22 protein-coding genes and 3 pseudogenes are annotated in these 24,619 nt (G+C 63.3%); 16 read left to right on the top strand and 9 right to left on the bottom strand.

Annotated features, from left to right (window positions below; all coding sequences use genetic code 11):
• The first annotated feature begins 134 nt into the window (after nucleotides 1-134).
• Nucleotides 135-752 (top strand): TetR/AcrR family transcriptional regulator, encoded by a 618-nt coding sequence (locus QP803_RS22150; protein WP_284948146.1) that lies wholly within the window; start codon nucleotides 135-137, stop codon nucleotides 750-752.
• Between the two features lie 21 nt (nucleotides 753-773).
• Here the strand turns inward: QP803_RS22150 and QP803_RS22145 are convergent, their stop codons facing one another.
• Nucleotides 774-1,622, bottom strand: coding sequence for an NmrA/HSCARG family protein (locus tag QP803_RS22145; protein WP_284948145.1), 849 nt, complete (start codon nucleotides 1,620-1,622; stop codon nucleotides 774-776).
• 32 nt (nucleotides 1,623-1,654) lie between these two features.
• Nucleotides 1,655-2,440, bottom strand: a complete 786-nt coding sequence (locus QP803_RS22140; protein WP_284948144.1) for an NmrA family NAD(P)-binding protein — start codon at nucleotides 2,438-2,440, stop codon at nucleotides 1,655-1,657.
• A gap of 246 nt (nucleotides 2,441-2,686) precedes the next feature.
• Between QP803_RS22140 and QP803_RS22135 the strand changes: the two genes are divergently transcribed.
• Nucleotides 2,687-3,571 (top strand): LysR family transcriptional regulator, encoded by an 885-nt coding sequence (locus tag QP803_RS22135; RefSeq protein ID WP_284948143.1) that lies wholly within the window; start codon nucleotides 2,687-2,689, stop codon nucleotides 3,569-3,571.
• A 362-nt stretch (nucleotides 3,572-3,933) separates the two neighbouring features.
• Nucleotides 3,934-4,603: pseudogene (locus tag QP803_RS22130) on the top strand (tyrosine-type recombinase/integrase).
• Here QP803_RS22130 and QP803_RS22125 read toward each other — a convergent pair.
• Nucleotides 4,534-5,240, bottom strand: a pseudogene (locus QP803_RS22125) (IS5 family transposase); the annotation flags it as partial. The pseudogenes QP803_RS22130 and QP803_RS22125 overlap by 70 nt on opposite strands.
• A 64-nt stretch (nucleotides 5,241-5,304) precedes the next feature.
• Between QP803_RS22125 and QP803_RS22120 the strand changes: the two are divergent.
• A complete protein-coding gene (locus QP803_RS22120) occupies nucleotides 5,305-6,972 on the top strand; it encodes an ISL3 family transposase (RefSeq protein WP_284948142.1) in 1,668 nt (555 codons plus the stop codon).
• A 255-nt stretch (nucleotides 6,973-7,227) separates the two neighbouring features.
• On the top strand, nucleotides 7,228-8,658 hold the full coding sequence (gene hydA / locus QP803_RS22115; RefSeq protein ID WP_284948141.1) for a dihydropyrimidinase: 1,431 nt from the start codon (nucleotides 7,228-7,230) through the stop codon (nucleotides 8,656-8,658).
• Here the strand turns inward: hydA and QP803_RS22110 are convergent.
• From QP803_RS22110 to QP803_RS22095, 4 genes are read right to left on the bottom strand one after another with little or no spacing between them, the layout of a single operon-like run.
• Nucleotides 8,655-9,398: an amino acid ABC transporter ATP-binding protein gene (locus tag QP803_RS22110; RefSeq protein ID WP_284948140.1), complete on the bottom strand. Its 744-nt coding sequence runs from the start codon at nucleotides 9,396-9,398 to the stop codon at nucleotides 8,655-8,657. The two genes, hydA and QP803_RS22110, sit on opposite strands and share 4 nt — an antisense overlap.
• Entirely contained in the window at nucleotides 9,370-10,071 is a 702-nt protein-coding gene (locus QP803_RS22105; RefSeq protein WP_284948139.1) for an amino acid ABC transporter permease, read from the bottom strand. Before QP803_RS22105 ends, QP803_RS22110 begins: the two co-directional genes overlap by 29 nt.
• Nucleotides 10,068-10,745 carry an amino acid ABC transporter permease gene (locus tag QP803_RS22100; RefSeq protein ID WP_284948138.1) on the bottom strand — a complete coding sequence of 226 codons (678 nt, stop codon included), beginning with the start codon at nucleotides 10,743-10,745 and terminating at the stop codon, nucleotides 10,068-10,070. The genes QP803_RS22105 and QP803_RS22100 overlap by 4 nt, the downstream gene beginning before the upstream one ends.
• Before the next feature lie 6 nt (nucleotides 10,746-10,751).
• On the bottom strand, nucleotides 10,752-11,561 hold the full coding sequence (locus QP803_RS22095) for a transporter substrate-binding domain-containing protein (protein WP_284948136.1): 810 nt from the start codon (nucleotides 11,559-11,561) through the stop codon (nucleotides 10,752-10,754).
• A 119-nt stretch (nucleotides 11,562-11,680) separates the two neighbouring features.
• Between QP803_RS22095 and QP803_RS22090 the strand changes: the two genes are divergently transcribed.
• From QP803_RS22090 to QP803_RS22060, 7 genes are all read left to right on the top strand, one after another.
• The gene (locus QP803_RS22090) at nucleotides 11,681-11,956 is read left to right on the top strand and encodes a (2Fe-2S)-binding protein (protein ID WP_284948135.1); all 276 of its coding nucleotides are present in this window, start codon (nucleotides 11,681-11,683) and stop codon (nucleotides 11,954-11,956) included.
• Complete coding sequence (locus QP803_RS22085) at nucleotides 11,953-13,380, top strand: (2Fe-2S)-binding protein (RefSeq protein ID WP_284948134.1); 1,428 nt, start codon at nucleotides 11,953-11,955, stop codon at nucleotides 13,378-13,380. Before QP803_RS22090 ends, QP803_RS22085 begins: the two co-directional genes overlap by 4 nt.
• Nucleotides 13,377-14,510: an NAD(P)/FAD-dependent oxidoreductase gene (locus QP803_RS22080; RefSeq protein ID WP_284948133.1), complete on the top strand. Its 1,134-nt coding sequence runs from the start codon at nucleotides 13,377-13,379 to the stop codon at nucleotides 14,508-14,510. The genes QP803_RS22085 and QP803_RS22080 overlap by 4 nt, the downstream gene beginning before the upstream one ends.
• Nucleotides 14,507-15,469, top strand: a complete 963-nt coding sequence (locus tag QP803_RS22075) for a dihydrodipicolinate synthase family protein (protein WP_284948132.1) — start codon at nucleotides 14,507-14,509, stop codon at nucleotides 15,467-15,469. The genes QP803_RS22080 and QP803_RS22075 overlap by 4 nt, the downstream gene beginning before the upstream one ends.
• The gene (locus QP803_RS22070) at nucleotides 15,466-16,116 is read left to right on the top strand and encodes a GntR family transcriptional regulator (RefSeq protein WP_284948131.1); all 651 of its coding nucleotides are present in this window, start codon (nucleotides 15,466-15,468) and stop codon (nucleotides 16,114-16,116) included. Before QP803_RS22075 ends, QP803_RS22070 begins: the two co-directional genes overlap by 4 nt.
• A gap of 398 nt (nucleotides 16,117-16,514) precedes the next feature.
• The gene (locus QP803_RS22065) at nucleotides 16,515-17,264 is read left to right on the top strand and encodes a transposase (RefSeq protein WP_284948130.1); all 750 of its coding nucleotides are present in this window, start codon (nucleotides 16,515-16,517) and stop codon (nucleotides 17,262-17,264) included.
• Between the two features lie 248 nt (nucleotides 17,265-17,512).
• The gene (locus QP803_RS22060; protein WP_284948153.1) at nucleotides 17,513-17,932 is read left to right on the top strand and encodes a transposase; all 420 of its coding nucleotides are present in this window, start codon (nucleotides 17,513-17,515) and stop codon (nucleotides 17,930-17,932) included.
• Between the two features lie 58 nt (nucleotides 17,933-17,990).
• On the opposite strand, the pseudogene QP803_RS22055 reads toward QP803_RS22060, so the two are convergent.
• Nucleotides 17,991-18,161: pseudogene (locus QP803_RS22055) on the bottom strand (IS6 family transposase); the annotation flags it as partial.
• Nucleotides 18,162-18,233: 72 nt separating this feature from the next.
• Nucleotides 18,234-18,995 (bottom strand): DeoR/GlpR family DNA-binding transcription regulator, encoded by a 762-nt coding sequence (locus QP803_RS22050; protein ID WP_284948128.1) that lies wholly within the window; start codon nucleotides 18,993-18,995, stop codon nucleotides 18,234-18,236.
• 351 nt (nucleotides 18,996-19,346) lie between these two features.
• Between QP803_RS22050 and QP803_RS22045 the strand changes: the two genes are divergently transcribed.
• Genes QP803_RS22045 through QP803_RS22030 form a run of 4 tightly spaced genes read left to right on the top strand, consistent with a single transcriptional unit; the run spans nucleotide 19,347 to nucleotide 24,599 of the window.
• Complete coding sequence (locus QP803_RS22045; RefSeq protein ID WP_284948127.1) at nucleotides 19,347-20,885, top strand: ABC transporter substrate-binding protein; 1,539 nt, start codon at nucleotides 19,347-19,349, stop codon at nucleotides 20,883-20,885.
• Between the two features lie 14 nt (nucleotides 20,886-20,899).
• Nucleotides 20,900-21,880 (top strand): ABC transporter permease, encoded by a 981-nt coding sequence (locus QP803_RS22040; RefSeq protein WP_284948126.1) that lies wholly within the window; start codon nucleotides 20,900-20,902, stop codon nucleotides 21,878-21,880.
• The gene (locus tag QP803_RS22035; RefSeq protein ID WP_284948125.1) at nucleotides 21,880-22,797 is read left to right on the top strand and encodes an ABC transporter permease; all 918 of its coding nucleotides are present in this window, start codon (nucleotides 21,880-21,882) and stop codon (nucleotides 22,795-22,797) included. Before QP803_RS22040 ends, QP803_RS22035 begins: the two co-directional genes overlap by 1 nt.
• Nucleotides 22,797-24,599, top strand: a complete 1,803-nt coding sequence (locus tag QP803_RS22030) for an ABC transporter ATP-binding protein (protein WP_284948124.1) — start codon at nucleotides 22,797-22,799, stop codon at nucleotides 24,597-24,599. Before QP803_RS22035 ends, QP803_RS22030 begins: the two co-directional genes overlap by 1 nt.
• Nucleotides 24,600-24,619: the final 20 nt, after the last annotated feature.

Below are 24,619 nucleotides of genomic sequence, written 5' to 3'. Positions count from 1 at the left end.
TAATCTGCTGATGAAGGCGACAGACCTCAGGAAGGTCCGAGCCCTATGTTGGCACTGACCAGATTAAAGGCTGAGTTGACACTGTCAAGATAGAAAGGCACTCAAGTCCGCATGACGTGTCTGACGAAATGTCCATGACCTATCACCACGGCGATCTGCGCCGCGCGCTGGTCGATGCGGCATTGGCCCTGGCTGAGGAGACCCAGCTCTCGGACTTCTCCCTACGGGAAGTGGCACGCCGGGCCGGCGTCAGCCACAACGCCCCCTACGCCCACTTCCAGGACAAGGGCGCCCTCCTGGCCGCGATCGGGGTGCGCGCCTATGAAAGCCTGCAAGCCGCGACCACGGGGGCCGCCGCCGGGTGCCGGACCGCAGAGGAGGCGCTGCTGGCGATCGGCAGGGCCTACGTCATGTTTGGCCTCGGGCACGTCGCGCGCTACCGGCTAATGTGGGGCCAGGCCCTTACCGTTGATGGGCAACTCCCGGAGCCTGTCCGCCAAGCGGCAGAGGCGGCGCGAGCCGTCCTGCGCGAGATTATCATCCGGGGGTCGCGCGACGGCAGCTTCGATGTCGCTTCTGACGATGAAGATGCGGTCGCGGTGGCCGTGGTGTCAGCGTGGTCGCTCGTTCACGGCTTCACCCTGCTTGCGATCGACGGCTTGGCGGCACGGGAGACGCAACTCGAGACCGATCGGCTCATCGACATGACGTTGCAACGGTTCGTGAAGGGGCTCGCTCGCAGAGGCGCCTGATGTGCCGGCCCCCCGAGGGCGTCAGGGTGAACCGTTCGTCGCCCAGCCTTCGAACGTCTGCATGCCGGGATGGGTCGCGCGCGCAGCCGGAATGTCGGCTTTGAAGCCGTCGCGCGCCATCCAGGTCATCATGATGGTAAACTCATCGGGCATCCGGCGCAGCAGTAGCTTCGGGATGCGGAACGAGAGGGCCGGTGTGCGGCCGGCGCCCTTGAGCAGTCGAACCGCCTGTGGCCGGGTGGCGCTGTCTCCCGCGAGTTCGATCGCCTGGCCGATGTAACGGTCGGGCTCAGCGAACGCACGGGCCACGAACCAGCCGATGTCGCTGACGGCGACCAACTGCATCGTCTCGCTATCCCGCAGATAGGTCTTCCACATGGACAGCATGGTGTTGCGGAACGCGAACGTGGCAAAATTGTCCATGAACGCGACGGGACGCAGGATGGTCGCCGGCAGCTCGAGCGCCTGGATATGCTGCTCGACCCGCCACTTGCTCTCGAAGTGCGGGACGCCGGAGTTCCTCTCGGCGCCGCCAGCCGACGAGTAGATGAAATGTTTGACCCCGGCCTTGGCCGCGGCCGACGCCAGCAGCTTGCCCTGCCGCTCCTCTCCCGCCGCCCCGATCTTCATCGGGGTTTGAACGCTGTGGACACCGTATACGCCCTGTAGCGCCGCGCTGATCGAGGCTTCATCGTCGAGGTCGCCCTTGGCCAGCTCCACGCCTTGGGCCGCGAGGGCCTTGGCCCGGTCCGAGGCCGGGTCACGCACCAGGGCGCGGAGCTTCCAGCCGCCTTCCTTCAGCAAGGCCCGCGCTGACGCGCCGCCCTGGTTGCCGGTCGCTCCGGTGATGAGCAGCAGTCTGTCGGTCATAGCGTGCGGTCCTCGTGGTTGAAGCAGCGTGCTCACGCGCGGCTCGCCCCGGCGGGCGTGAGGGCACGCTCGAGGAACTGGGCGAAGCTGCAGGGGTGGATGTCGGGGTAGCGGCCGTTTTGCAGATCGCGCAGCGCCGCCGGCTCGGTCAGCATGTAGAGCACGTAGGTACCGATGGTGGCCGCCATGGGATCGTGGGCGCGCTGGCCGGCGATGAACGCCCGCAGATCGGTGACCGAGCCAAGGCGTTCGCGCGTGAAGGCCTGGCCGGTGGCCTGCTCGAACGCGGACGCCACGTCGTCGAACGACAGCACTTGGCCGGCGACGGCGAACTTGCCGCTAGGCAGGCCCCGGTCGAGCGCAGCTCGGGCCGCATACCGTGCGGTGTCATCGACGCTCGTTGCGCCGAACCACTCCTGGCCGTCCCCCCAGAGGCGAGCCGTCGCATGATGCCGGTCGAACATGGATCTCGGACTGAGGAACACGTCCATGAAGACGCCGTTGAGGACGTGCACGTGTTCCAGCCCGCTCGCCGCGATTGCCTGGTCCGCGGCCCGGCGCAGGTCAAAAGGCGGGTGCTCCCCGTTCGGGGTTTCAAACAGGTCGAGCGCGAAGTCCGACGGCAGGATGCGACGCACGCCGTTCTTCTTGGCCGCTTCGAGCAGGGCAAGCTGGCCATCGTGGATGACATCCGGACCGCCTTGAACCGCGGAGACGATGACGTCGACGCCCATAGTCGCCCGGTCCAGGCTAGCGGAGTCGGCAAGGTTGCCCTGGATGATCTTCGCCCCTCTAGCCAGGAGCGGCGAGAGCAACACCGTCTTGGCTGGGTCATCCTATGCCCCGGGGCGTACTAGAAGACGCACCGTCGCATCCGGTTCGGCCAGCAAATGATGAGCGATGCGGCCACCGAGCATGCCGGTGGCTCCGGCAACCAAGACTGTCTGAGACATGGAACTCCTAGATGCCGCACACGTCGGCCTGGTAATAACCTAAGGTGTTCCCGAGGCGGGATTAGCCCTACGATCCTGGACACCGCGTTCCTATTCTGGAACGGTAGAACCATGCTGGATCTGATTGACGTGCGGGCCTTCGTCCGGATCGCCGACCTTCAAAGCGTATCGGCCGCGGCGCGTGCGCTGAAGGCGCCGAAATCCTCCGTCAGCCGATCACTGGCCCGGCTGGAGGCGGAGGTCGGCGTCGTGCTGGTGGAAAGATCCACCCGTCACTTGCGCCTGACCGATGCCGGTGCGCTGTTCCACCCCCACGCTCTGCGAATTCTCAATGACGTCGACGAGGCGGAGACCGCGCTCGGTAGTTTCGCCGGCGTGCCGCGCGGCACCCTGCGGATCAACGCGCCCTATGCCTTCGCGCTCGCACTGGTCGCGCCGATGCTGCCAGCGTTCCTGGGGCGCTATCCCGAGGTCTTGGTGACGCTCGACGTCGACAACCGGCAGGTCGATGTTTTGGCTAAGCAAGCCGATCTCTTCATCCGTATCGGCCCCCTGTCCGCGTCCGGTCTCATCGCACGCCGCCTGGCCACGATGGAATTGTGGGCTTGCGCCAGCCCGGCCTATCTCGCCGCCCGAGGCACGCCGGCGTCAGTCGAGGATCTCAGTAGCCACGATCTGGTTGGCAGGGTCGAGGGAAGAACCCGATGGACGTTCCGAACGCTCGGTGGCGAGACGGAGGAGATCGACATCCATCCACGCCTGGCCGTGCCGGATCCGGCACCAACCCAAGTGGTGCTCGCAGGCGGCGCAGGCATCGGCCGCCTGCCGGACTTCATGGCCCGCAGCGCAATCGCCCGAGGCGAGCTGGTACGAGTTTTAGCCGAGTTGGAGCCAGGCAGCGTGGACGTCCACGCGATCTACCCAAGTCACCGTAGCCTATCGGCCAAAGTACGGGTCTTCATCGACGCGCTGGTGGCGCACATGGCCATTACATAGGTTTTCCGTTCCGCTGCTTCTTAGCCCCGTAAGCGGCGTAAACAGCCGCCGAGCGCTGCTGGGCGATGAAGCCTTGGCGAAATGCATTTTCGGTTCCGCTGCTACTCGACCCCCGATATGGAGAACCCCGTTTTGGAAGACGCGCCCTATGACGAATTGAACGACCGCGTTGCAGACTACTACCGTTACCACGGGTCGCAGCCCCACGTCGTGAACCTAAAGCTTCGCCGCTGACCCGACGCGGCAGCTCCCCCAGATGCGTCGCTGAGGTCAGCTATTGGTTGACAGTCGCCATACCAGGGTCACTGACAATGTACCGCCGCATCTTCTTCTCTGGCCATTTCGGCCGTTGGAGGGCAATCATGGGTAATTCGGAATTCGATCCCGCGGCGTCCGATCGACGTGCGTGGAACGCTGGACGGAAAGTTGGCGCGAAGCGGGCGCTGAAGCCCAGACAGGTTTGGGCCATCCGCTTCTTACTTGACCAGCATGGACGCCTACGTGATCGGGCGTTGTTCGACTTGGCGATCGACAGCAAGCTGCGTGGTTGCGATGTGGTCAAGATTAAAATTGGGAATTTGGTCATAGGCGGCCAAATCCGCACTCGCGCCATCGTCGTGCAGCAGAAGACAGGCCGGCCAGTTCAGTTCGAGTTGCTGGCAGACGCATGAGCGAGCCTACTTGTCTGGCTGGAACGACGGGGCGGCACGATGGGTGACTATGTCTTCCCGAGCCGCATCAACCATGCCGATCATCTCAGCACTCGGCAATATGCCCGGCTCGTCGACGAGTGGGTCGTTGGCGTTGGTCTTCGCCGAGAGAAGTATGGCACCCACTCGCTGCGCCGCACCAAAGCGTCGATCATCTACAAAGCAACCGCCAATTTGCGCGCCGTGCCAGATCCTGCTTGGTCATACCAAGATCGCGAATACCGTTCTCTACCTAGGCTCAGGACTCATTGATCAGAGGCAGAAGATGACGGCGGCGGCGATGCAGATCGCCGACATGAAGGTGTGGGCGCAGCGATCGTAGCGAGTGTGGATGCGCCGCCAATCCTTGAGCCTGCCGAACATGTTCTCGATACGATGACGCTGGCGATAGAGGGTTCGGTCGTGCGGGATCGGGACTTTGCGGTTGGCTTTGGACGGGATGCACGGCGTGATGCCGCGTGTTGTCAGGGCTTGGCGGAACCAGTCGGCATCGTAACCTCTATCGCCCAACAAGGCTTTGGCCTTGGGGAGCGCGTCAATCATGAGCGCCGCGCCCTTATAATCGCTCATTTGGCCTTCGCTGAGCAGCATGACCAGCGGCCGTCCTTGGCCGTCGCAGACAGCGTGGAGTTTCGAGTTCAGGCCGCCTTTGGTGCGCCCGATACGTCGGGGAACAGGCCCTTTTTTAAAAGACTGGCAGCCGTCCGATGCGCCTTCAGATGGGTGGCATCGATCATCAACCGATCAGGCTTGCCGCCCTTGGCCGCCAGCGCCGCGAAGATGCGGTTGAAGACGCCGAGGCGGCTCCAGCGGATGAACCGGTTATAGATTGTCTTGTGAGGGCCGTAGTCCTTCGGAGCGTCGCGCCAACGTAGGCCATTGCGGATCACGAAGATTATGCCGCTGATCACGCGTCGGTCATCGACCCGCGGCACGCCATGCGATTGCGGAAAATGGGGTCCTCCTCAATCTGCGTGCAGGTGCCAAGTTGGCATTCAGACGGGGCACTCTCATTGATTACTCATGAAAAACTTGACGAGGTGGGCACCCGGCCCCGGTATTGAGGTGTTGGACGCCAAGAACCTTAATGGTAGTTGGATAGTGAAGGCCTTGGGACGAGGTTCCGGAAGATGTCCGGGGTGCGGGTCATTATCAACCTCTCGTCACAGTCGGTATGTGCGACACCTGCAAGACTTGCCGGCTCAAGGCGCAGCCGTAGCGCTCAGCGTCACGTTGAATCGATGGCGGTGCCACAACAAAAGCTGTGAGCGACAGACGTTTTCCGATCTTATTCTTCCGATCGCCCAACCTTTTGCCAGGCGGACCTGTCGAGTAAGCGAATTGGCCCATGTGGTCGGCCATTCTGCTGGGGGACGGCCGGCTGAGCGGCTGATGAAGCGTCTTGGCCTCCCACAGAGTGACGATACTATTCTGCGGCATCTCAAACGCCACCAGGCGGAGCGTGGCGGGGCGACGCTAATTCGGGTGGCGGGCATTGATGACTGGAGCTGGCGCAAGGGCTGCAGCTACGGAACGATCGTTGTGGATCTGGAGCGACGAGAGGTCGTCGACATACTGGTGGACCGGTCGGCAGCGTCGACCGCGATTTGGTTCAAGAGGCACCCCGAGGTAGAGGTCGTTAGCCGGGATCGTGCCGGCCTTTATGCGGAGGGCGCGCGCCAGGGTGCGCCGAGAGCGCTGCAGGTCGCCGACCGCTTCCATCTGTTGCAAAATTTGCGCGAGACGATTGAGCAGCAACTTAGCCGTGCCCCTAGGCCGACCCGGCAACCGGCGATGGCGGACACCAACTTGCTCACGACACCGATCTATGGCGGCGGTCACGGGCAGCAGCAGGCGCCGGCGGAACATCGCCAGCTTGCCCAGGAAGGTAGGCTTTCTGTTCGTAAAAATATGTTTGATCGGGTCAAAGTCCTGCAGGCTGCTGGTAAAGGAGTTCGGGCGATCATGCAGGAAACCGGCTTTAACTGGCGCACTGTTACGAAGTGGGCGCCGCTTGAGGAATTGCCGGCGCGCAACGTCATGGCGGCAAAGGCGACGACGCCGAGAAGATTTCAAGCTTATTTGTCGCAGCGATACGCAGAGGGATGCACCTCGGGCCGGGATCTACTGCCAGAGGTCACACGTCTCGGCTTTACCGGCAGTTTATCGCAGCTTGAGCGCCTGCTGACGCAATGGCGCCGCGCAGGCCATCCAGCAATCGTAGCCGCACCGGATGGAACGACGGGCATACTGACCGATTCCTCCACGGGGCACTTGGTCTCGCCGATTGTGGCCGCCGCCCTGTGCATCAAGCCACGAGGAATGCTGACCAAGTCCCGGGCAGCCAAAGTGGACGCGTTCGAGATCACGTCGTCAATATTCGCGACGATGCGTGCGTTGGCGATGCGATTCCGTGGCATCCTGCGTGGAAATGACACGGTAAAGCTCGACGCTTGGATGCACGACGCCGATCAATCCGGACTCTATTGCCTCCGGCGCTTCGCTCGATCATTGCGTCACGACCTCGCAGCTGTTCGCAATGCAATCACCGAGGCCTGGAGCAATGGCCAAACGGAGGGCCAGATCAATCGTTTGAAGACACTCAAGCGGGCCATGTACGGCAGCGCCGGGGTCGAATTGCTCCGCGCGCGCATGCTGCCCCTTCATGCACTCGAGCAGCACGCAGATTGAGGAGGACCCGTTTGGCGGAAACTTACAGCCGTCCCTTAAACGAGCCGTCCTGATCCGCTGCCATCTGGCCCGCCCCCTGTCCCAGCTTCGTCATTCCTCACCTCCAGCAGGCCTTCCTACCGTTTGCAACCGAACCGGAATAATTGCACACAGGCCAGTTTCGCCATCATGTCGAAATCCTCAGGCCGGCTTGCAACAAGCCCCCCGCGCCGGATATGGCCTCCAGAGATGTTGGCGCTTCGTCCTAGGGATACCATGACCTCTGAATTCGATCTCGTGATCCGTGGTGGCACCGTCGTCACCGCTTCGGACACCATGCAATGCGATGTGGGCGTGCGTGACGGCAAGATCGTCGCTCTGGCGGCAAATCTGCCGCCAGGCGCGCGCGACGTGGACGCGACAGGCCTTCTCGTTCTGCCCGGGGGCATCGATAGCCATGTGCATATCGACCAGCCGAATGGGCCGGAAACAGTGCAGGCGGATACCTTCGAGTCGGGCACCTTGTCGGCGGCCTTCGGCGGCAATACCACTGTTCTCCCCTTTGCCCTTCAGCAAAAGGGCCAGTCTTTGCGCGATGCCGTGCGCGACTACCATGCGAAGGCCGACGGCGAATGCTACGTCGATTACGGCTTCCATCTCATCGTGAGCGACCCCACGGAGCAGTTGCTGGGCCAGGACCTGCCGGCCCTCGTGCAGGATGGCTACACCTCCTTCAAGGTCTTCATGACCTACGAGGATCTCCGCCTCGACGATCGGCAGATCCTCGACGTCATGTCGGTGGCACGCGAACAGGGCGCGCTGGTGATGGTGCATGCCGAGAACTTCGACGCCATCCGCTTCCTCACCCAGAAGCTGGAGAACGAAGGCAAGACGGCACCGTTGTATCACGGCGCCTCACGCCCGGCCGTGGTCGAACGCGAGGCAACGCATCGGGCCATCTCCCTCGCCGAGTTGGTCGATGTCCCCATCATGATCGTCCATGTCTCCGGCCGCGAAAGCATGGAGCAGATTCGCTGGGCACAGGCGCGCGGATTGAAGATCTACGGGGAGACCTGCCCGCAATATCTCGTTCTGACGGAGGCCGACATGGACGGCGCGGATATGGAGGGCGCGAAATTCGTCTGCTCGCCCCCACCTCGCGATGTCGCAAGCCAGGAGGCCTGTTGGGAAGGTCTCGAAACCGGCGTGTTCCAGGTCTTCTCCTCCGACCATTGTCCCTTCCGCTTTCGTGAAGCGACTGGCAAGATGCACCCGAAAGCGCGCAGCTCTTTCCGCTGGGTTCCCAACGGCATTCCCGGCATCGAAACACGCCTGCCGATTCTCTTCTCCGAAGGGGTCACGAAAGGTCGAATTTCGATCAATCGCTTTGTGGCTCTCACCGCAACCAATCACGCGCGGATGTATGGGCTGTATCCGCGCAAGGGCACCATCGCCATAGGTTCCGACGCGGATATCGTGCTGTGGGATCCCGCACGGCAGGTCACGCTCAGTCAATCGCTGCTGCATCATGGCGCGGACTACACGCCCTATGAGGGCTTCGACGTCACGGGTTGGCCTGTCACCACAATTTTGCGCGGCACGATCGTGGTCGAGAACGGCGTCCTGTGCGGGGCCAAGGGCGGAGGCACCTTCCTGTCGCGGGATCTGCCCGAGCAGGCGAAGCCGAGGGCGCCGGCGGTCTTCTAGCTGCTGCGGCCGAGGATGCGGCTGACGAAGGCCTGCGTCCTCGGCATCTGAGGCGCATCGAAGATTTGCGCGGGAGACCCGATCTCCTGGATCACGCCGCCATCCATGAAGACGACGCGGGAGGAGACTTCGCGCACGAAGCTCATCTCATGCGAGACGATCAGCATGGTGATGCGGTCTGCCGACAGCATACTGATCGTGTCGAGCACCTCGCTGACACGTTCGGGATCGAGCGCCGATGTCACCTCATCTAGCAACAGGATTTCAGGCCGCAGCAGCAGCGCGCGCGCAATCGCCACGCGCTGCTGCTGGCCACCGGAAAGCTGATCGGGATAGGCGTGAAGCCGCTCCCCGAGTCCGATGCGCGTCAGCAGCGCGCGGGCCTCGGCTTCCACCACTTTCCAGTCGCGCCCCTTGATCTTCACCGGCGCGATCATCGCATTTGCTAGAACCGTCATGTTCTGGAAAAGATTGTACTGCTGGAAGACGATGGCGATCTTGTCGCGCGCGGCGTGAAGCGATGCACGATTGTCGTAGCGGATATCCTGGTCGTCGAGCCGCACGGTCCCGCCGCTCGGCGGCAGGAGACCGACGAGCACGCGCAGCAGCGTGCTCTTGCCCGAACCGGACGGCCCGATAAGACTGACCACCTCACCGCGCGCGACATCGAGGCTGATGTCCCGCAACACCGGCAGGCGGCCGTAGCTCGCGCTAAGCGCTTTGAGTTCGAGGTGCGGCAAGGCGTTTCTCCAGCCAGGAACCCAGCAGTGTCAGCGGGTAGGAAATCAGGAAGTAGATCAGCAGCACCGCAGCGTAGACGAGGAAGGCGGGCAGGCCCTTGTCATTCAGGATCTTGCCTGCATCCGTCAGCTCCAGCACCCCTATCTGCGACGCAAGCGCGGTGTCCTTGATGAAAAGCACAAGGTAGCCAAAGGCCGGGGGCAGGATGATGGGCCAGGCCTGTGGCAACACGACCAGCCGCAGCGTTCGCAGGGCGCCGAAATTCATCACCTGCGCGGCCTCGGTCTGATTGACCTGAACCGCCGCCAGACCGGCGCGCATGATCTCCGACAGATAGGCCGTGCCTATCAGGCTAATGCTGATGAGCGCGACCGTAATGGGCGACAGGTTCCAGTTCAGCGCCTGGGTCCCGAAGAAGACAATGTAGAGCGTGATCAGAAAAGGGATGCGCCGAAAGAGATGCACAAAGAGAAATGCAGCCATCCGCAGCGGCTTCAGCCATGCAATGCGCGAGCGACGCAGAATCGCGGTCGCCAGGCCGCCGGCGCCACCGATGATACCGCCAAGCACCGAGAGCAGAAGCGTGATGACAGCGGCATGACCGAGCAACAGCAGATTGTAATAGCCGAAAACGGTCGGGATGCGCTGCAACTCGAACAGAAGCGTGCTCATAGCGACCAGCCGATCCGGGCGCGAAACAGCGTGCGACCAACCAGGCTCAAAAGACCTGTCGCGACAATCGTCAGCACGACATAGATTCCGGCGGTGATGGTGAAGATCTCGATTGACCGGAACGTCGTCGCATTCAGATTAAGCGCCCGACCGGTCAGTTCCTCGACGCCGAAGATCGCGGCCATCGAGGTGCCGAGCGTCATGATGATATATTGGTTGCTAAGCGGCGGAAACAGCGTCCGCACCATATGCGGCAGCGTGACGTAGCGCAGCGATTGCAGGCGGCTCATGCCGAGCACCTCGGCGGCCTCAATTTCCGGGCGATGCACGGACGCAAGCCCTGCCCGCTGGATCTCGACGAGATAGGCTGCCGCATTCAGCGTCATGCCGAGCAGCACGGCCGAGAAGGGCGAGAGGAGAATGCCGAAATCGGGCAGGCCGAAGAAGATCACGTAGATCTGCACAAGCTGGGGCGTGTTGGTGAAGAACACGACATAGCCACGCACCAGCCCGGAGACAACGCGGCCGCCATGCACGCGGCCGATCGCACCCAGCAAACCCAGAACGACCCCACCACAGAAACTGAGGAAGGCGAGTTCCAGACTAATGAGCGCGCCGGCGAGCAGATAAGGCAGGTGCGTCAGCACCTGCCCAAACTGTAGCGTGTAACCCATCGCCGTTTAGAAGTACGGGCTCAGGGAAACGGGATAGGTCATCGGAATCCCGAACCACTTCTTGTACGTGTCGCTCACGAAGCCCGAGCTTTCGATCTGGTAGAGCGCCACATTCAGCCAGCTGCGCAGCGCGTCATTGCCCTGCGTGACGCCGATGCAATCATAGTCCACTTCGGTCGTCTTGTCGGCGATCACGCGCCACTTCTGATTGTAGTTCTTCATGTACTGGCCGAGATAATCGACAACGTCGATGATCGCGTCGCCGCGGCCCTGCGCCAGCGCGCGCACCGCGTCGGGATAGTTGTCGAACAATGTCACCTGCGCCTTGGGCAGGTTCGCTTTGATATAGTCGATCGGCGTCGTGCCGCGCACTTCGATCAGCCGAACGCCGTCCGCGTTCAGGTCGCTGAACTTCGTGAAGGGCTTACCCTCGGTCGTCAGGATGCTGAGCGCTTCGGTCTGCAACGGCACCGTGAAGGCCACGACCTGTGCGCGGTCGGCCGTGCGGGTCAGGCCGCCCATCACCATGTCGATCTTGCCCGCGAGCAGGAACGGCACGCGGTCAGACGAATTGACCGGGACGAGATTGACCTTCACGCCGAGCAGTGCCGCGAGCTTGTTCGCAACATCGACATCAAAGCCCTGCATCTGGTTCGTGGCGCCAAACTCACCCAGCGGCGGCAGGTTGGGATTGATGCCAACGTTGATCGTTTTGGCGGCGATCACTTCGCTCAGCGTATGGGCGGAAGCGGCCGCGGAGATCGCGGAACACAGGCCTAGTCCGACGGCCAAAGCCGCTCCAAAGCGCAAACGCATCAGCATCTCTTTCATGTTGCCGGCGGGCGTGTTGTCTGCCGGACGGTTATCGTATATGATCCATATATCAAAAACGCGCGCCCGAGAAGTTCTCATCTTGCGGCCGACGGAGAAAAGCTTTGAGCGATAAAGGCGCGCATGCGCCGGAAGTGGTGGCCTTCACTTTCGACAACGAAACCTTGACCGGCGCGGCCGGCCGCATGTTGGCCGCCGTTCTCATCGCGCAGGGCCGCCGCATCCTGAGGCGCAGCCCCAGAGCAGAGATGCCACGCGGCGCCTTCTGCCTGATGGGATCCTGCCAAGAATGCCTCGTGGACGTGGATGGGCATCGGCGCCTCGCCTGTCGCACATCCCTCGTCGCCGATATGGACGTGCGACGGGTCACCCTGGAATGACGGCAAAGACAGACGTGGTGGTGCTCGGTGCTGGACCGGCGGGTGTCGGGGCCGCCATCGCCGCGCGTCGATACGGACTCTCCGTCATCGTGATGGACGAGGCGACCGAAGCGGGCGGTCAGGTCTACCGCGCCCCCGCGCCCGGCCTTCCACGCGATACGGCGGAGACGCGCCCGGGCGAAACTCTGCGTGCGACGCTCGCCGCCAGCGGCGCCCTATGCCGGCTAGGCGAAATCGTCTGGTCGATCACGCCCCTGGCAGACGGCGCCGGCTTTCGCGTCGATTCTCTGGGCGAGGCCGGCCCGCGCATGGTCGAGGCGACGCGCCTCATCCTCGCCACTGGCGCGCAGGAGCGGGTGGTGCCCTTCCCCGGCTGGACGCTGCCGGGCATCATCGGCCTTGCGGGGGCGACCATCCTGCTGAAATCGCAAGGCATGGCGCCGGGGACAGCCACCCTCGTCGCCGGCACCGGGCCGCTTCTGGCCGCAGTCGCCGCCGGCATCCTGAAGGTGGGTGGCCACGTCGCGGCCGTCGTCGATATCGCCAGCCGCGCCGATTGGCTCGCCACACTGCCCGCCCTCGCCTCGCGGCCGGCCCTGTTCGGGCGCGGCCTCGGCTGGCACGCCAAGATCAGGGCGGCCGGAGTGCCGCTGCTGTTCGGCCATGTCATCGAAAAAGCCGAGGCCAATGGCGCGAAGCTTGAGATCACTCTGGCGCCGGTTGACCGCACGGGCCGCCTCCAAGACGGCGCCAGACGGCGGATGACCGTGGACAGTGTCGCCGTCGGTCACGGCCTGGTTCCCGCATCCGATGCCGCGCGCCTGCTGCGGGCGGCTTCGGACTACGATCAGGCGCGCGGCCATTGGCAGCCGCGCACGGATGCCGGGTTCCGCGCCAGCCTGCCCGGCCTTTACGTCGCCGGGGACGGTGCGGGCATCGCCGGCGCGGATGCCGCGTTCCTCCAGGGGCAGATCGCGGGCCTGTCGGCAGCGGCGGATCACGGATGCGCCGTTCCGGCTGAGGAGATCGCGGCCCTGCGCCGCAGCGCCTCCCGTGTCGGCACCGTCGGCACCGCCATGGCGCGGCTCAGCGTGCCGCGCCGCGGGCAGATTGCCGCCATCGCGCCGGAAACGATCGTCTGTCGCTGCGAGGATGTCACCCGCGCGGAGATCGACCGCGCGATCGGCGAGGGTGCGCGCGACATCAACCAGCTCAAATCCTGGACGCGCTGCGGCATGGGGCCGTGCCAGGGCCGGGTCTGCGGCGATATCGTCGGCGCTCTCGTCGCTGCCGGCACCGGCCGGGCACGGGCTGAGGTGGGCGTCTTCACCGCCCGCACCCCGCTGCGGCCGCTTCCGGTCGAGGCGCTCACGGGCGTCTACGAATATGCGGATATTCGTCTGCCACCGGCGGCCCCTCTATGACCGAGGTCTTCGATATCGCGGTGATCGGCGCGGGCGTCATGGGCGCGACGGCGGCTCTCTTTCTGGCGCGCGGCGGCATGCGGGTGGCGCTGATCGATCGCGGCGGCATTTGCCAGGAAGCCTCCGGCGTGAATGCCGGCACGCTGACGCTGCATATGACACGCGCGGCCCTCATTCCCCATGCGATGCGAGGGCGCGAGATGTGGCTCGACGCGCCGAACTGGCTGGGCATGGATGTCGGCGCGCGCTCCGCGCCAGGCCTTTCCGTCGCCTTCACCGCTGATGAACGGGACATGCTGGAAAAGCGCGCGGCCGCGCGGCGGGAGGCTGGGGCCCCCATCACTCTGATCACGGCCGCGCAGGCAGCCGAGATCGAGCTGGGCGTCAATCCCACGATCCTGGCTGCCGCCTATTGCGCGCTCGATGGCCACGTGACGGCCTATCTCACGGGCCGCGCCTATCGTCAGGCGCTCACGGTCGCAGGCGTGACCCTGTTCGAAGGCGAAGCCGCCGCCGGCATCGCGCGCGAAAGCGGCGCCTGGGCCGTCCGCGTCGGCGCAGGTTGCGTGCGCGCCACGCGCATCGTTCTGGCCGGCGGCGTCTGGCTGGAGGAGATGCTGTCCTGGCTCGGCCTCACGGTGCCAATTCGTTGCCTGATCAACCAACTGGTCGTGACGGAGCGTCTTGGGCCCGTCATGCGCAGTGTCCTTGGCATCGCCAACGGCCTGCTGTCGTTGAAGCAGTTCGAGAACGGAACCGTGCTGATCGGCGGCGGTTGGCAGGGCCGCGGCGACGTGGTGCGCGGTGGGGTCGAGGCGATTCCCGACAATCTGATCGGCAATGTTCGGCTCGCGCGCCACACCGTTCCCGCGCTGGGGAAAGCGCGGATCGCCCGCATCTGGCTCGGCCTGGAATCGGAAACGGCGGACGCCATGCCGGCGATCGGGCCCCTGCCCGGCGTGCCGGATGCCTTCGTCGTCGGCTGCGTGCATTCGGGCTATACGAGCGGCCCTTTCATGGGCCGGCTGCTCGCGGACATCGTGCTGGGCGTGGCCGAGTCCCCGCACGCCTTCAACCCGGCGCGGCTGCTTGCGGCCGCCGGATCAAGCCTACAGGATAGTGTCGCATGATTCCTCAAATCCAGAACCCCTATCGTGGCATCTATGCCGCCACGCTGACACCGCTCGACGACCGCGGTCATATCGACGAGACGCGTCTCGCCGGGCATTTCGCGGATCTGGCAGCCGTGGACGGCATCGTTGGCGTGTTGTGCAACGGCCATGCCGGCGAGAGCTTCCTGCTCGACCGCGAGGAGCGTCGCCGCGTCACTCAAATCGCGAAACAGACCATTGGCGACCGCGCCATCATCGTATCCGGTGTGTTGTGCGAGGAAAGCGGCGAAGCCGGGCGCCACGCGGCAGACGCGCGAGAAGCCGGGGCGGATGCCGTGCTCGTCTTTCCGCCGTTTTCCTGGGCCTTGTCGCAGGATGCGGCGATGGTGTTGCGGCATCACCGCCTCATCGCCGCAGCTGCCGACATGCCGATGATGCTCTACCAAGCGAGTGTCGGCGCCGGCGCCATGGCCTATCGCCCGGAACTGCTGGTCGGTCTCGCACAACTGCCCGGCGTCGTCGCCGTCAAGGAAGGAAGCTGGGAGGTGGGCGCTTACGATTTGCATCGTCGCCTGCTCGCGCGGGAGGCGCCGCATGTCGCGATGATGGCCTCCGGCGACGAGCATCTGTTCCCCTGCTTCGCGATCGGCAGCGAGGGCAGCCTCGTCAGCCTCGCCGTGCTCATGCCGGAAGCAATCGTGGCGCTGGATCGCGCCGTGACAGTCGGCGATCTCCCCACGGCGCGGCGGCTCCACGACCAAATTCAGCCCTTGGCGGTCGCGATCTACGGCACGTCGCCCGGTGGCCACGCCACCGCGCGGTTGAAGGCCTGCATGGCGCTTCTTGGCCGCTGGCCGAACGGCCAGGCACGCGCACCGATCGTCACACTGCCACCCGACGAGATTGACGCGCTTAGACGCGCTTTGATCGTCGCCGGACTGCTCGATGGTGACGCAGGAGAGAACGCCGGGCCGTGATCACGCATCCAAAAGACGAGCCGGAACACAACCTAGCCGAACACGCCTATGCCGAACTGAGCCGACTGATCCTGGAACGCGCGCTTCCCGGCGGTAGCGCCGTTGTCGAACAGCGTCTCGGCGACCAACTCGGGATCACACGCACGCCGATGCGCGAGGCGATGCTGCGTCTGGCCGCCGAACGTATGTTGGTCAAGCAGGGATCACGGACGTTCACGGTGCGCCAGATCTCGGCCTCTGAATATTTTCAGAGCATGAAAGTGCGGGAGTTGCTGGAATGCGAGGCGATCCGGCTCGCAATCGGCAAGATCGATGAGGCCGATATCCAGCGCCTGCGTCGTGATATCACGCGGCTCGGGGAGGCACCCTCGCAACTCAGCGCGCATTGGCAGGTCGATGACCGGCTGCATGTGATGTTTCCCGATTCCTCCGGCAACGCCGTTCTCAGTCGCCTCGTGCGTGAGGTGCGGATTTCGACGCGGTTATTCGAGATTGCGGGCCCTTTTCAGCGCGTGCGCGCCGATGCCGAAGAGCATCTCGCCATCCTCGACGCCTTCAGCCTTGGCGATGCCGATGCCGCCGCCGCTGCGATGCGGCGCCATATCCGTAATCTCGTTGCAGACGTGCTGCTCATTCTCCGAGGGTGAGGGGTACGACGTAGCCCCTCCCTAGCGAACAATACCAGCTCGCTTATCGATTACGGCGAGCGCTGCCGTTCCAAAATGCCAAATTCCACTTCACGAGCGAAAGGCTGTGTCGACGAGATCGCGAACGCCCGCATGTGTCAGTTTCCCTTAACTAGGTCCTGCCTGGTTCTTGGTGCAGTTCGTGACGATTTAAGGAGATATTGCTCAGGGACGGGGAAGGAGATGACGATGAAGGCTATCTTCGCCTTCGGTCCCAGAATCCATGTGCTGGGTGCTGAGCGAGTGGGTGCGGAACGGGTCGTCTCCGTGTCTGCGCTTGGCGACGGCCTGTGTCCGGCCTGCGGCTGTCGCTTGAAGGTCGGCACAGCAGTTACTGGCGGCGGCTACGAGACCTTCCAATGCATGGCATCCCGGTCGTCGTTCGCCTTCGGGTCGCCTGCCTGCGATGTCGCGAGGCCACTTGCGACCAGAAGATATTGGCCGAGCAGCCGGCTTGCTTGGCTGAGCCCCTGCTTCGACATACGCGTCAGGTCATCGACATCCTGCAGGCGCTCGGGCATGCCGCAGGTGGCAAACCCGCTGAGCGCATCCTATCAAGGCTCGGTCTTCAGGCCAGCGATGATACCGTTTTGAACCATCTCAAACGTCGCGCCCGCGCCAGATCACCGCGAGCCTCGCTCCGAGTGGTCGGGATCGACAACTGGTCCTGGACGGAGGGGCAGACGTATGGAACGATCATGGTGGACCTGAAGCGGCGACGCGTGGTGGACATCCTGCCAGACCGAAGCTCGACCAGCACCGCAGCGTGGCTGCGTGCGTATCCGGGAGTCGAAGTCGTCAGCCGTGACCGTCATGGTCTTTATGCCGAGGGGGCGCGTGATGGTGCCCCGCAAGCGGTCCAGGTTGCCGACCGCTTCCACCTGCTGCAGAATCTGCACGAGCGGATCGAGCAGCAGTTGGGCCGCTTGGGCAGACCACTTCGACGGGGCGCCTCCGTCGCGGCCGAAGCGGCAGATACCAGGGCCGGTCTCCACGGCGTGCGGGAAGACCTGTTTGCGCAGATTCGTGCCCTCTACGACGCCGGAAGACTGCAACGACTATTTGCGAGGAACCCGGCCTCAGCCGTCGACGCGTGGACCGCTGGGTGAGGCTCGAGCAACTGCCATCGCGTAACGCAATCGCCAGGTCACCGCGTTCACCGGGACACTTCCACGACTACCTGGCTCGTCGCTGGAAAGAGGGTTGCACACTCGCGACCCGCCTGTTCACTGAGATCAAGGGTCTCGGGTACACGGGATGCTGCACGCATTTGGCACGTCTTTTTGCGCCCTGGCGCAGCAAGACAAGCCGCAGAGGCCAGGAAAAGGAGCGACAGTCGCCCCCGTCATCAATACCGATGCCTCGCGATTCTACCACCGGTCGGCCCCTCTCGCCCCTGACGGCGGGCGCATTGTGTATCAAGCCCCGCCCGCTGCTATCGGTCCGTCAAATGGCAACGGTCGATGCGCTCAAGGCGAATTCGCCAGAGTTCGTGGTCATGCGGCAGCTCGCGATGCGATTTCGAGGCATCCTTCGTAGCCGTAACATCGACGCGCTTGGTCGATGGCTCAAGGATGCACACGAGTGCCGAATATACGAGATGCAGCGCTTCGCCCGAATGTTGCAAAGCGATTTGGACGCGGTGACGAACGCGCTCACGCTCCCCTGGAGCAACGGCCAGACAGAGGGCCAGATCAGCCGACTGAAGACCCTGAAGCGCTCCATGTATGGCCGCGCGGGAGTGGAATTGTTGCGAGCTCGGGTTCTTCCGTTCTAAATGCGTTTCCTGCACCGAGAACCAGGCAGGACCTAGTTAAGGGAACCTGACACAGCAACGGCACGTAGCGCACGATCCAGCGGTTCAGCATGGAATGATCGACCTCAACGCCCCGCTCACCCATCATCTCCTCAAGCCGGCGGTAGCTGATCGGATACGCCACATACCACCGCACACCCCACAGGATGATATCCCGCTCGAAGCGACTGCCCTTGAAGTCAATCGCCATCGTCTCGTCCCAAAACTGCGCCCTCCCATCATACAGGAAGCCGTCAAGACGCAAAAAATGCGACAAAACCCTCTAATGCGCCCGGACGATCCTTTTAACGCCTGCCGCGCGAAAAGCTTCCGTCTTATCGGCGGTCGCATCCGTCACCAGGATGTCGAGTTCGCCGCAGCCGCAGACGGTGGCGCGGCTGATACGGCCCAGCTTGGTGTGATCGGCCAACAGCATGGTGGCCGCCGCATTCTTCATCATCATGCGCGCGATCTCGGCTTCACCGAATTCATGATAGGTGACGCCGCCCAGGGCATCGATGCCGACCGGGGACAGCACCGCGAAATCGGTACGGAAACGACCGATTTCTGAGATGGTCAATTCACCATGGGTGGCCGGCACCTCGATCGCCATGCGTCCTCCCAGCAGAATGACATCGGCATTTGCGCTGACGGCCCGAAGATTGACCGCGACCTCAATCGAATTCGTCACCACCAGCAGACCGTCGAGCCCCGCAAGGGCGCCTGCGAAGGCTGCGGTGGTTGTGCCTGCATCGATGAAGCAGGATTGCTCGGCGCGCAGCAATGTCGCGGCCGTGGCGCCGATCCGGCGTTTGGCGGCGATCTGAACCCGCTTGCGGGTGCGGAACGGCTTTTCGCCCAAGGGTTCCACCCGCACCGCGCCGCCATGCACGCGGCGGACACGACCGTCCTTCTCCAGCTGCATCAGGTCGCGGCGGATGGTCTCCCGCGAGACACGGAGTTGCGCCGCGACCAGATCCGCCTCGATGCGCCCCACCGCGCCGAGCAGGTCCAGAATGTGCTGCTGCCGTTCGTCTAGCCGCAAGGCGTATCCCCCAACTCGGTCGCGATGATGATGCGTCCTTCCGTGTCGCGGGGGCAAGCGCCACGATGTGGCTTTGTGTGGTTTTTGGTGGGGTTGTGGATTTTTTGCTTGGCGATGCGGGAATGCTGAGCCTAGGATAAGGACATCGGAGAACGACCCGCCAGCCTAGGTTCCATAGCCTGAGCATCAGGCACGGACAGGTGGGTCGCGCGGCATGTCGGTGGCAGGACTCAATGACCGCCGACACCGCAAAAGGGGCGCAGTCTCAGTCGCACGGGTGCCGGATGTCACGCATGTAACGCTGGGGACGATATGAATCAGGTTTCTCGACGCACGCTGTTGGCGACAGCCATGGGCACTTCCGCCACGCTCGCTCTGCCGATGCCGTTCATTAGTCGTGCCCGCGCGGCGGGACGCAATACCATGGTCTTCGCCTCGGCGGAGCCGGTGACCGGTAATTGGGATCCGACCAGCCACACCTCGCTTGGACAGATCAACTTCGAAGGATTCGTATTCGGCCAGTTGTTCCGCACGCCGCTGCGTGCCGCCAACCCGAGTGAGATCGTCTGGGAACTCGCCGTGAGCCAGACGCTCATCGATCCCTACACGCTCGAATACAAGCTGCGCGACGGCATCACCTTCCATAACGGCGCATCCTTCGGCGCCGAGGATGTGAAGGCGACGATGGAATACGCGACAAATCCGGCGCGGCCCGCCAGCGCGCTCTACCCGGGCCAATGCGAGGTCGAGGTCGTCGATCGGTTGACGGCGCGTTTGCATACCAAGAAGTTCGGCTTTCCGGCTTCGGCGTTTCAATTCACCGGTGGCTTCATGGCGATCATGTCGAAAGACGACGTGAAGACGCCCGCGACCCTGGCGCAGCGCCCCAATGGCACCGGCCCGTTCAAGTTCGTCAATCAAACAGGCAATACCTCCAACCTGGCGGCCTTCGACAAATACTACCAGGGCAAGCCGCTGCTGGACTTCGTCCAGTTCAGCTATGTCGGTGATGCGACAACCCGCGTGCTCGGCCTGATGAGCGGCAATATCAACGTGTTGCAGCGCTTGGAGCCGGAGCAGTATGGCACGCTCAAGAAGGAGGCGCGGGTCACCACGGGCAGCACACTCTCGACCGAGAACAAGTACCTGCATTTCCGCTGCAACAAGAGGCCCTTCGACAATGCCTTGATCCGTCTCGCGGCCTGCCACGCCATCGACCGTTCGCAGGTTCTGGAATTGATGGATGTCGCCGGTGGCGATTCCAGCTCCTACATCAGTCCGCTGAAATTCGGCTATGAGAAGGTGCCGAACTATCCGGAATTCGACGCCGACAAGTGCCAGGCGCTGCTCGCTAAGGCCGGATTCCCTAAAGGCCAGGGATTGCCGGAAGTGGAATACATCACCTCGACCGGATTCTATCCCAAGACCAAGGATTACGGTGAGCTGATCACCGCGATGATGCAGGAGCAGGGCTTCAACGTGAAGCTGACGGTGATGGAGACGGGCGCCTGGGGCGATGTGCTGTATCAGCGCAAGGGCCAGGAGCCGGCGGGCAATATGATCGATTGCGGCTGGTCGACCGGCACCCCGGAGCCGGACATGGTGTTGCGGGCTATGTTCTACTCCAAGGCCGGTCCGGTCGGTGGCATCATCAATGGTGTCTCCGATCCCGATATTGACAAGGCATTGGAAGCCGAGCGCAGCGAGACGGATGTCGCCAAGCGCAAGACGCTGGTGGGCACCGCGACCGAGGTCATCGCCTCCAAGGCACCATCCCTGTCGCTGTTCACGTCGGTGAACCTCAATGCCATCACCACTGGCCTCGAAGGGCTCTACATCTATCCGAACGGACCGATGGACGCGCATAAGGCCGAGTTCAAGAGCACCTAAGAAGGGCACGCCGCATGGCTTTTCTCGCGACGTTTCTGATCCGCAGGCTCGCTCAGGGCTTGCTGATCGTCGTGATCGTGTCCTTCGCGATCTTCGCAGCACTGCGTCTGGTTCCGGGCGATCCCGCCCGGCTGATCCTGGGACCGATGGCGAGTGACGCGGTGGTCGAGCAGACCTCGAAGGCGATGGGCCTGCGCGATCCCATCCCCGTGCAATATGTGCGGTGGCTGGGCCATGCGATGGAGGGTGACCTCGGTCATTCCTTCATCAAGGCACGCAACGGCTCTGAAGTTTCGGGCGCGCGCGATCAGGATGCTTTGGGAGATAAGGCGCCGGTGCTGGATCTGTTGATCCAGACCGTGCCGATGACCATACAATTGGCCGCTCTCGGCCTGGTCTTCGCGCTGCTGATCGCCATTCCCGTCGGGGTCGCGGCAGGGTTGAGCCAGGGTGGTTGGATGGACAAATTCGCGCTCTACCTCGGATCGGCCTTCGTCTCGATCCCGAATTTCTGGCTGGCGATCGTGCTCGCTTTGACGATCACGGCCGAACTCCAATGGATTCCCTCGATCGGCTATCAGGGTTTCGCCTATACCATTCTGCCGGCCTTCGTCATCGCCATCGAAATGTCGCCGATGTTCATGCGCAGCCTCGCCATTTCCATCGGCTCCGCGCAGCAGCAGAACTTCGTGCGACTCGCCAGCATTCGCGGCCTGTCGCGGCGCCGGATCTTCTTTCGCCATATCTTGCGCAACGCGGCCGTGCCCGTTCTGAACCTGTTCGGCGTCCAGGTCGGCGCGCTGCTCGGAGGTGTGCTCATCGTGGAATTCATCTTCAACTATCCTGGCGTCGGCCTGCTCACGGTTCAGGCCGTATTGGAGCGGGATTTTCCGGTGATCCAGGGCGTGGCTTTGCTTTCCGCCTGCCTTTTCGTCGTCATCAACATCTTCGTCGATCTCATCTGCACGAAGATCGATCCACGGTTGGATTTCTGATGGCATCCGATATCACGACGGATCTCGCTGTTCCCGCAACGCCGGTGCGCGGAGCAAGCCCCGGCCGCCGCTTGTGGCGGGCGACGTACAGCCAGTTCGAGTTCAAGCTAGGCCTGTTCTTCCTCATTCTGCTGATCGGCGGAGCGCTGATCTATCCCCACCTCACGCATCTCTCCGCCACCAAGATGGCGATTCGCGAGCGCTTCATGCCGCCGGTTTTTCTCGCCGGTGGCCATTGGGCGCACCCGCTAGGGACCGATCAACTGGGGCGGGATCTTTTCCTGCGGTCGCTGATCGGCCTGCAGAATGCTCTCATGATCGCGGTCTCCGCCGTTGTGATCATGTTCGTCGTCGGCACGGCCGTCGGCATGGTCGCGGGCTACTACGGCGGCTGGGTCGATACCGTGCTGATGCGCATTACGGATGCTCAGCTCGCGGTGCCGGTGATCATTCTTGCAATCACCATTTTGACCGTGCATCGACCGTCGCCGGCAACCGTCACGCTTGTGCTGGCACTCTCGGGTTGGCCTGTCTATGCGCGCGTCACGCGATCGGTCACGCTGTCGGAGCGGCAACGCGAATATGTGCGCGGCGCGACAATTCTCGGCGCTTCGCCGTTGCGCATCATGTTGCAGATGATCTCCCCCAATGTGCTGCCGCCGATTGCTTTCGTGGCCGTGCTCGACGTCGCGCGCATGATGATCTTCGAGGCGATCCTGGGGTTCATCGGTATCGGCGTGCAGCCACCCACGCCCACTTTCGGCAATATCATCGCCGATGGCCGGCAATACCTGATCAACGCCTGGTGGATCTCGACCATGCCGGGCGGCTTCCTGTTCGCCACGCTGCTGTCCATCAACCTCGTCGGCGCCTCGATCGAACGAGCGCGCAACAAGGTTCTGGGAGGCACCATCTGATGAGCGAAGCGCCGCTGCTGTCGATCGCAGGCCTGTCGATCGATCTGCTTCGTGCCGGCGAGAAGCGAGTGATTCTCGTCGGCGTTGACCTCAATATCTACAGCAATCGCGTGCTCGGCATCCTCGGTGAAAGCGGCTCCGGCAAGACAACGCTCGCCAAGGCCATGACGGGTTGGATCACACCGCCGCTCAGTGTCACCGGCGGCACTATCCGGTTTCGCGAGCGCGATTTGCTGGACCCCGCCGTGCAGCGCAATGCCCGCGCGCGCATTGGCTTCATCGGCGCCGATCCCGGCAATGCCTTCGATCCCACCTTGCCCGTCGGCGTGCAGATCGCCGAAAAACTGCGCGCGGTGCGGCCTGGCATTGCGGCGGCGGATGCGCAGCGACAGGTGATCGCTCTGTTGGACGCGGTGCGCATTCCTTCCGCTGCGCGTCGCTATGCGGAGTTTCCTTATCAATATTCGGGTGGCATGTTGCAGCGCGCGGTGATTGTCGATGCGATGATCAATGAGCCCGATCTGCTGATTTGCGACAACATCATCCAACCGCTGGACGTGACCGTCGCAGCGCAGATCGTGCGTCTGCTGCGCGAATTGCGCGAGAGGATGTCCGCCGCCATCGTTTTCATCAGCACCTCCGTCCCCTCTGTCGCGGATGTGGCGGATGAGGTCGTCGTTCTGGCGGGCGGACAGATCGTCGAGCGCGGGGAGCCGCATGAGGTGTCTCGTCATCCGCAGCATAGCGTGACGCGCGAATTGGTCGCGCGCACGCCACGCATCTGGACCGGGGAGGCGATCCCTGAACCGGTGGTGCGGCATGAGCAGCCGATTCTTCAAGTCGTTGACGTAACCAAGACCTATCGTGTCAAGAACCGCGACAGCCTGTTCGGCAAGCAGAATGTGCAGGCCGTGCGGGGCGTCAATTTCGATGTCTTTCGCGGCGACAATTTCGGCCTCGTCGGTGAATCCGGATGCGGCAAATCGACGCTGTCCCGCCTGCTGTCCTGGGTGGAGGCGCCGGAGACAGGCTCCATCCTGTTCGAGGGGCGGAATATCGCAGAGATGACAGGGCGCGATCGCTTCGCCATGCGGCGCGGTTTCCAATTGCTGTTGCAAGACCCGTACAACTGCATCCCGCCGCATATGCCCATCGGCCGCACCATTGGAGTCGGGCTGCAGATCCATGGTGTCGGACGCCGCGAAATCGCCTCCCGCGTGCGCGATGTCATGGCTGAAGTCGGGCTCGCGCCGGAAGATGCCAATCGGCTTCCAGTCGGCATGAGTGCCGGGCAGCGGCAGCGCGTGAACATCGCACGCGCGCTGATCCTGGAGCCGAGGCTGGTCATTCTGGACGAGACGCTGTCCGCCCTCGACCCGGTAGAGCAGGGTCGTCTGCTCAACCTCTTCGAGCGGTTGCAGGCGCGGCATGGCTTGACCTATCTCTTCATCTCGCATGACCTCGCAATGGTGCGGCGCGTTTGCACGCGCATCGCCGTGATGTATCTCGGCAAGATGGTCGAGATTGCCGATACCGGCGGTGTTTTTTATGATCCGGGGCATCCCTATACCAAGGCACTGCTCTCCGCCGTGCCGACGCTTGATGAGAAGCCCTATCGCACCGAGGATGTGCTGCTGGATGGCGAGCCGCCGAGCCCGATCGACATTCCGCCCGGCTGTTCCTTCGCCGGCCGCTGCCCCGAGGCGCTGCCGCTATGCCGTGAGATGGAGCCACCACTGTGGACACGCCCGCGTGGCCGCCTCGCCGCCTGTCATGTGACTGCCCTATCGGCTTCAATCTGATATGGGGGGCGGACCGGACA

Origin of the sequence: Acidisoma sp. PAMC 29798 (genome assembly GCF_030252425.1) — a bacterium.
Taxonomy (GTDB): Bacteria; Pseudomonadota; Alphaproteobacteria; order Acetobacterales; family Acetobacteraceae; genus Acidisoma; species Acidisoma cladoniae.
This window is presented reverse-complemented; position numbering and strand designations above follow the sequence as displayed.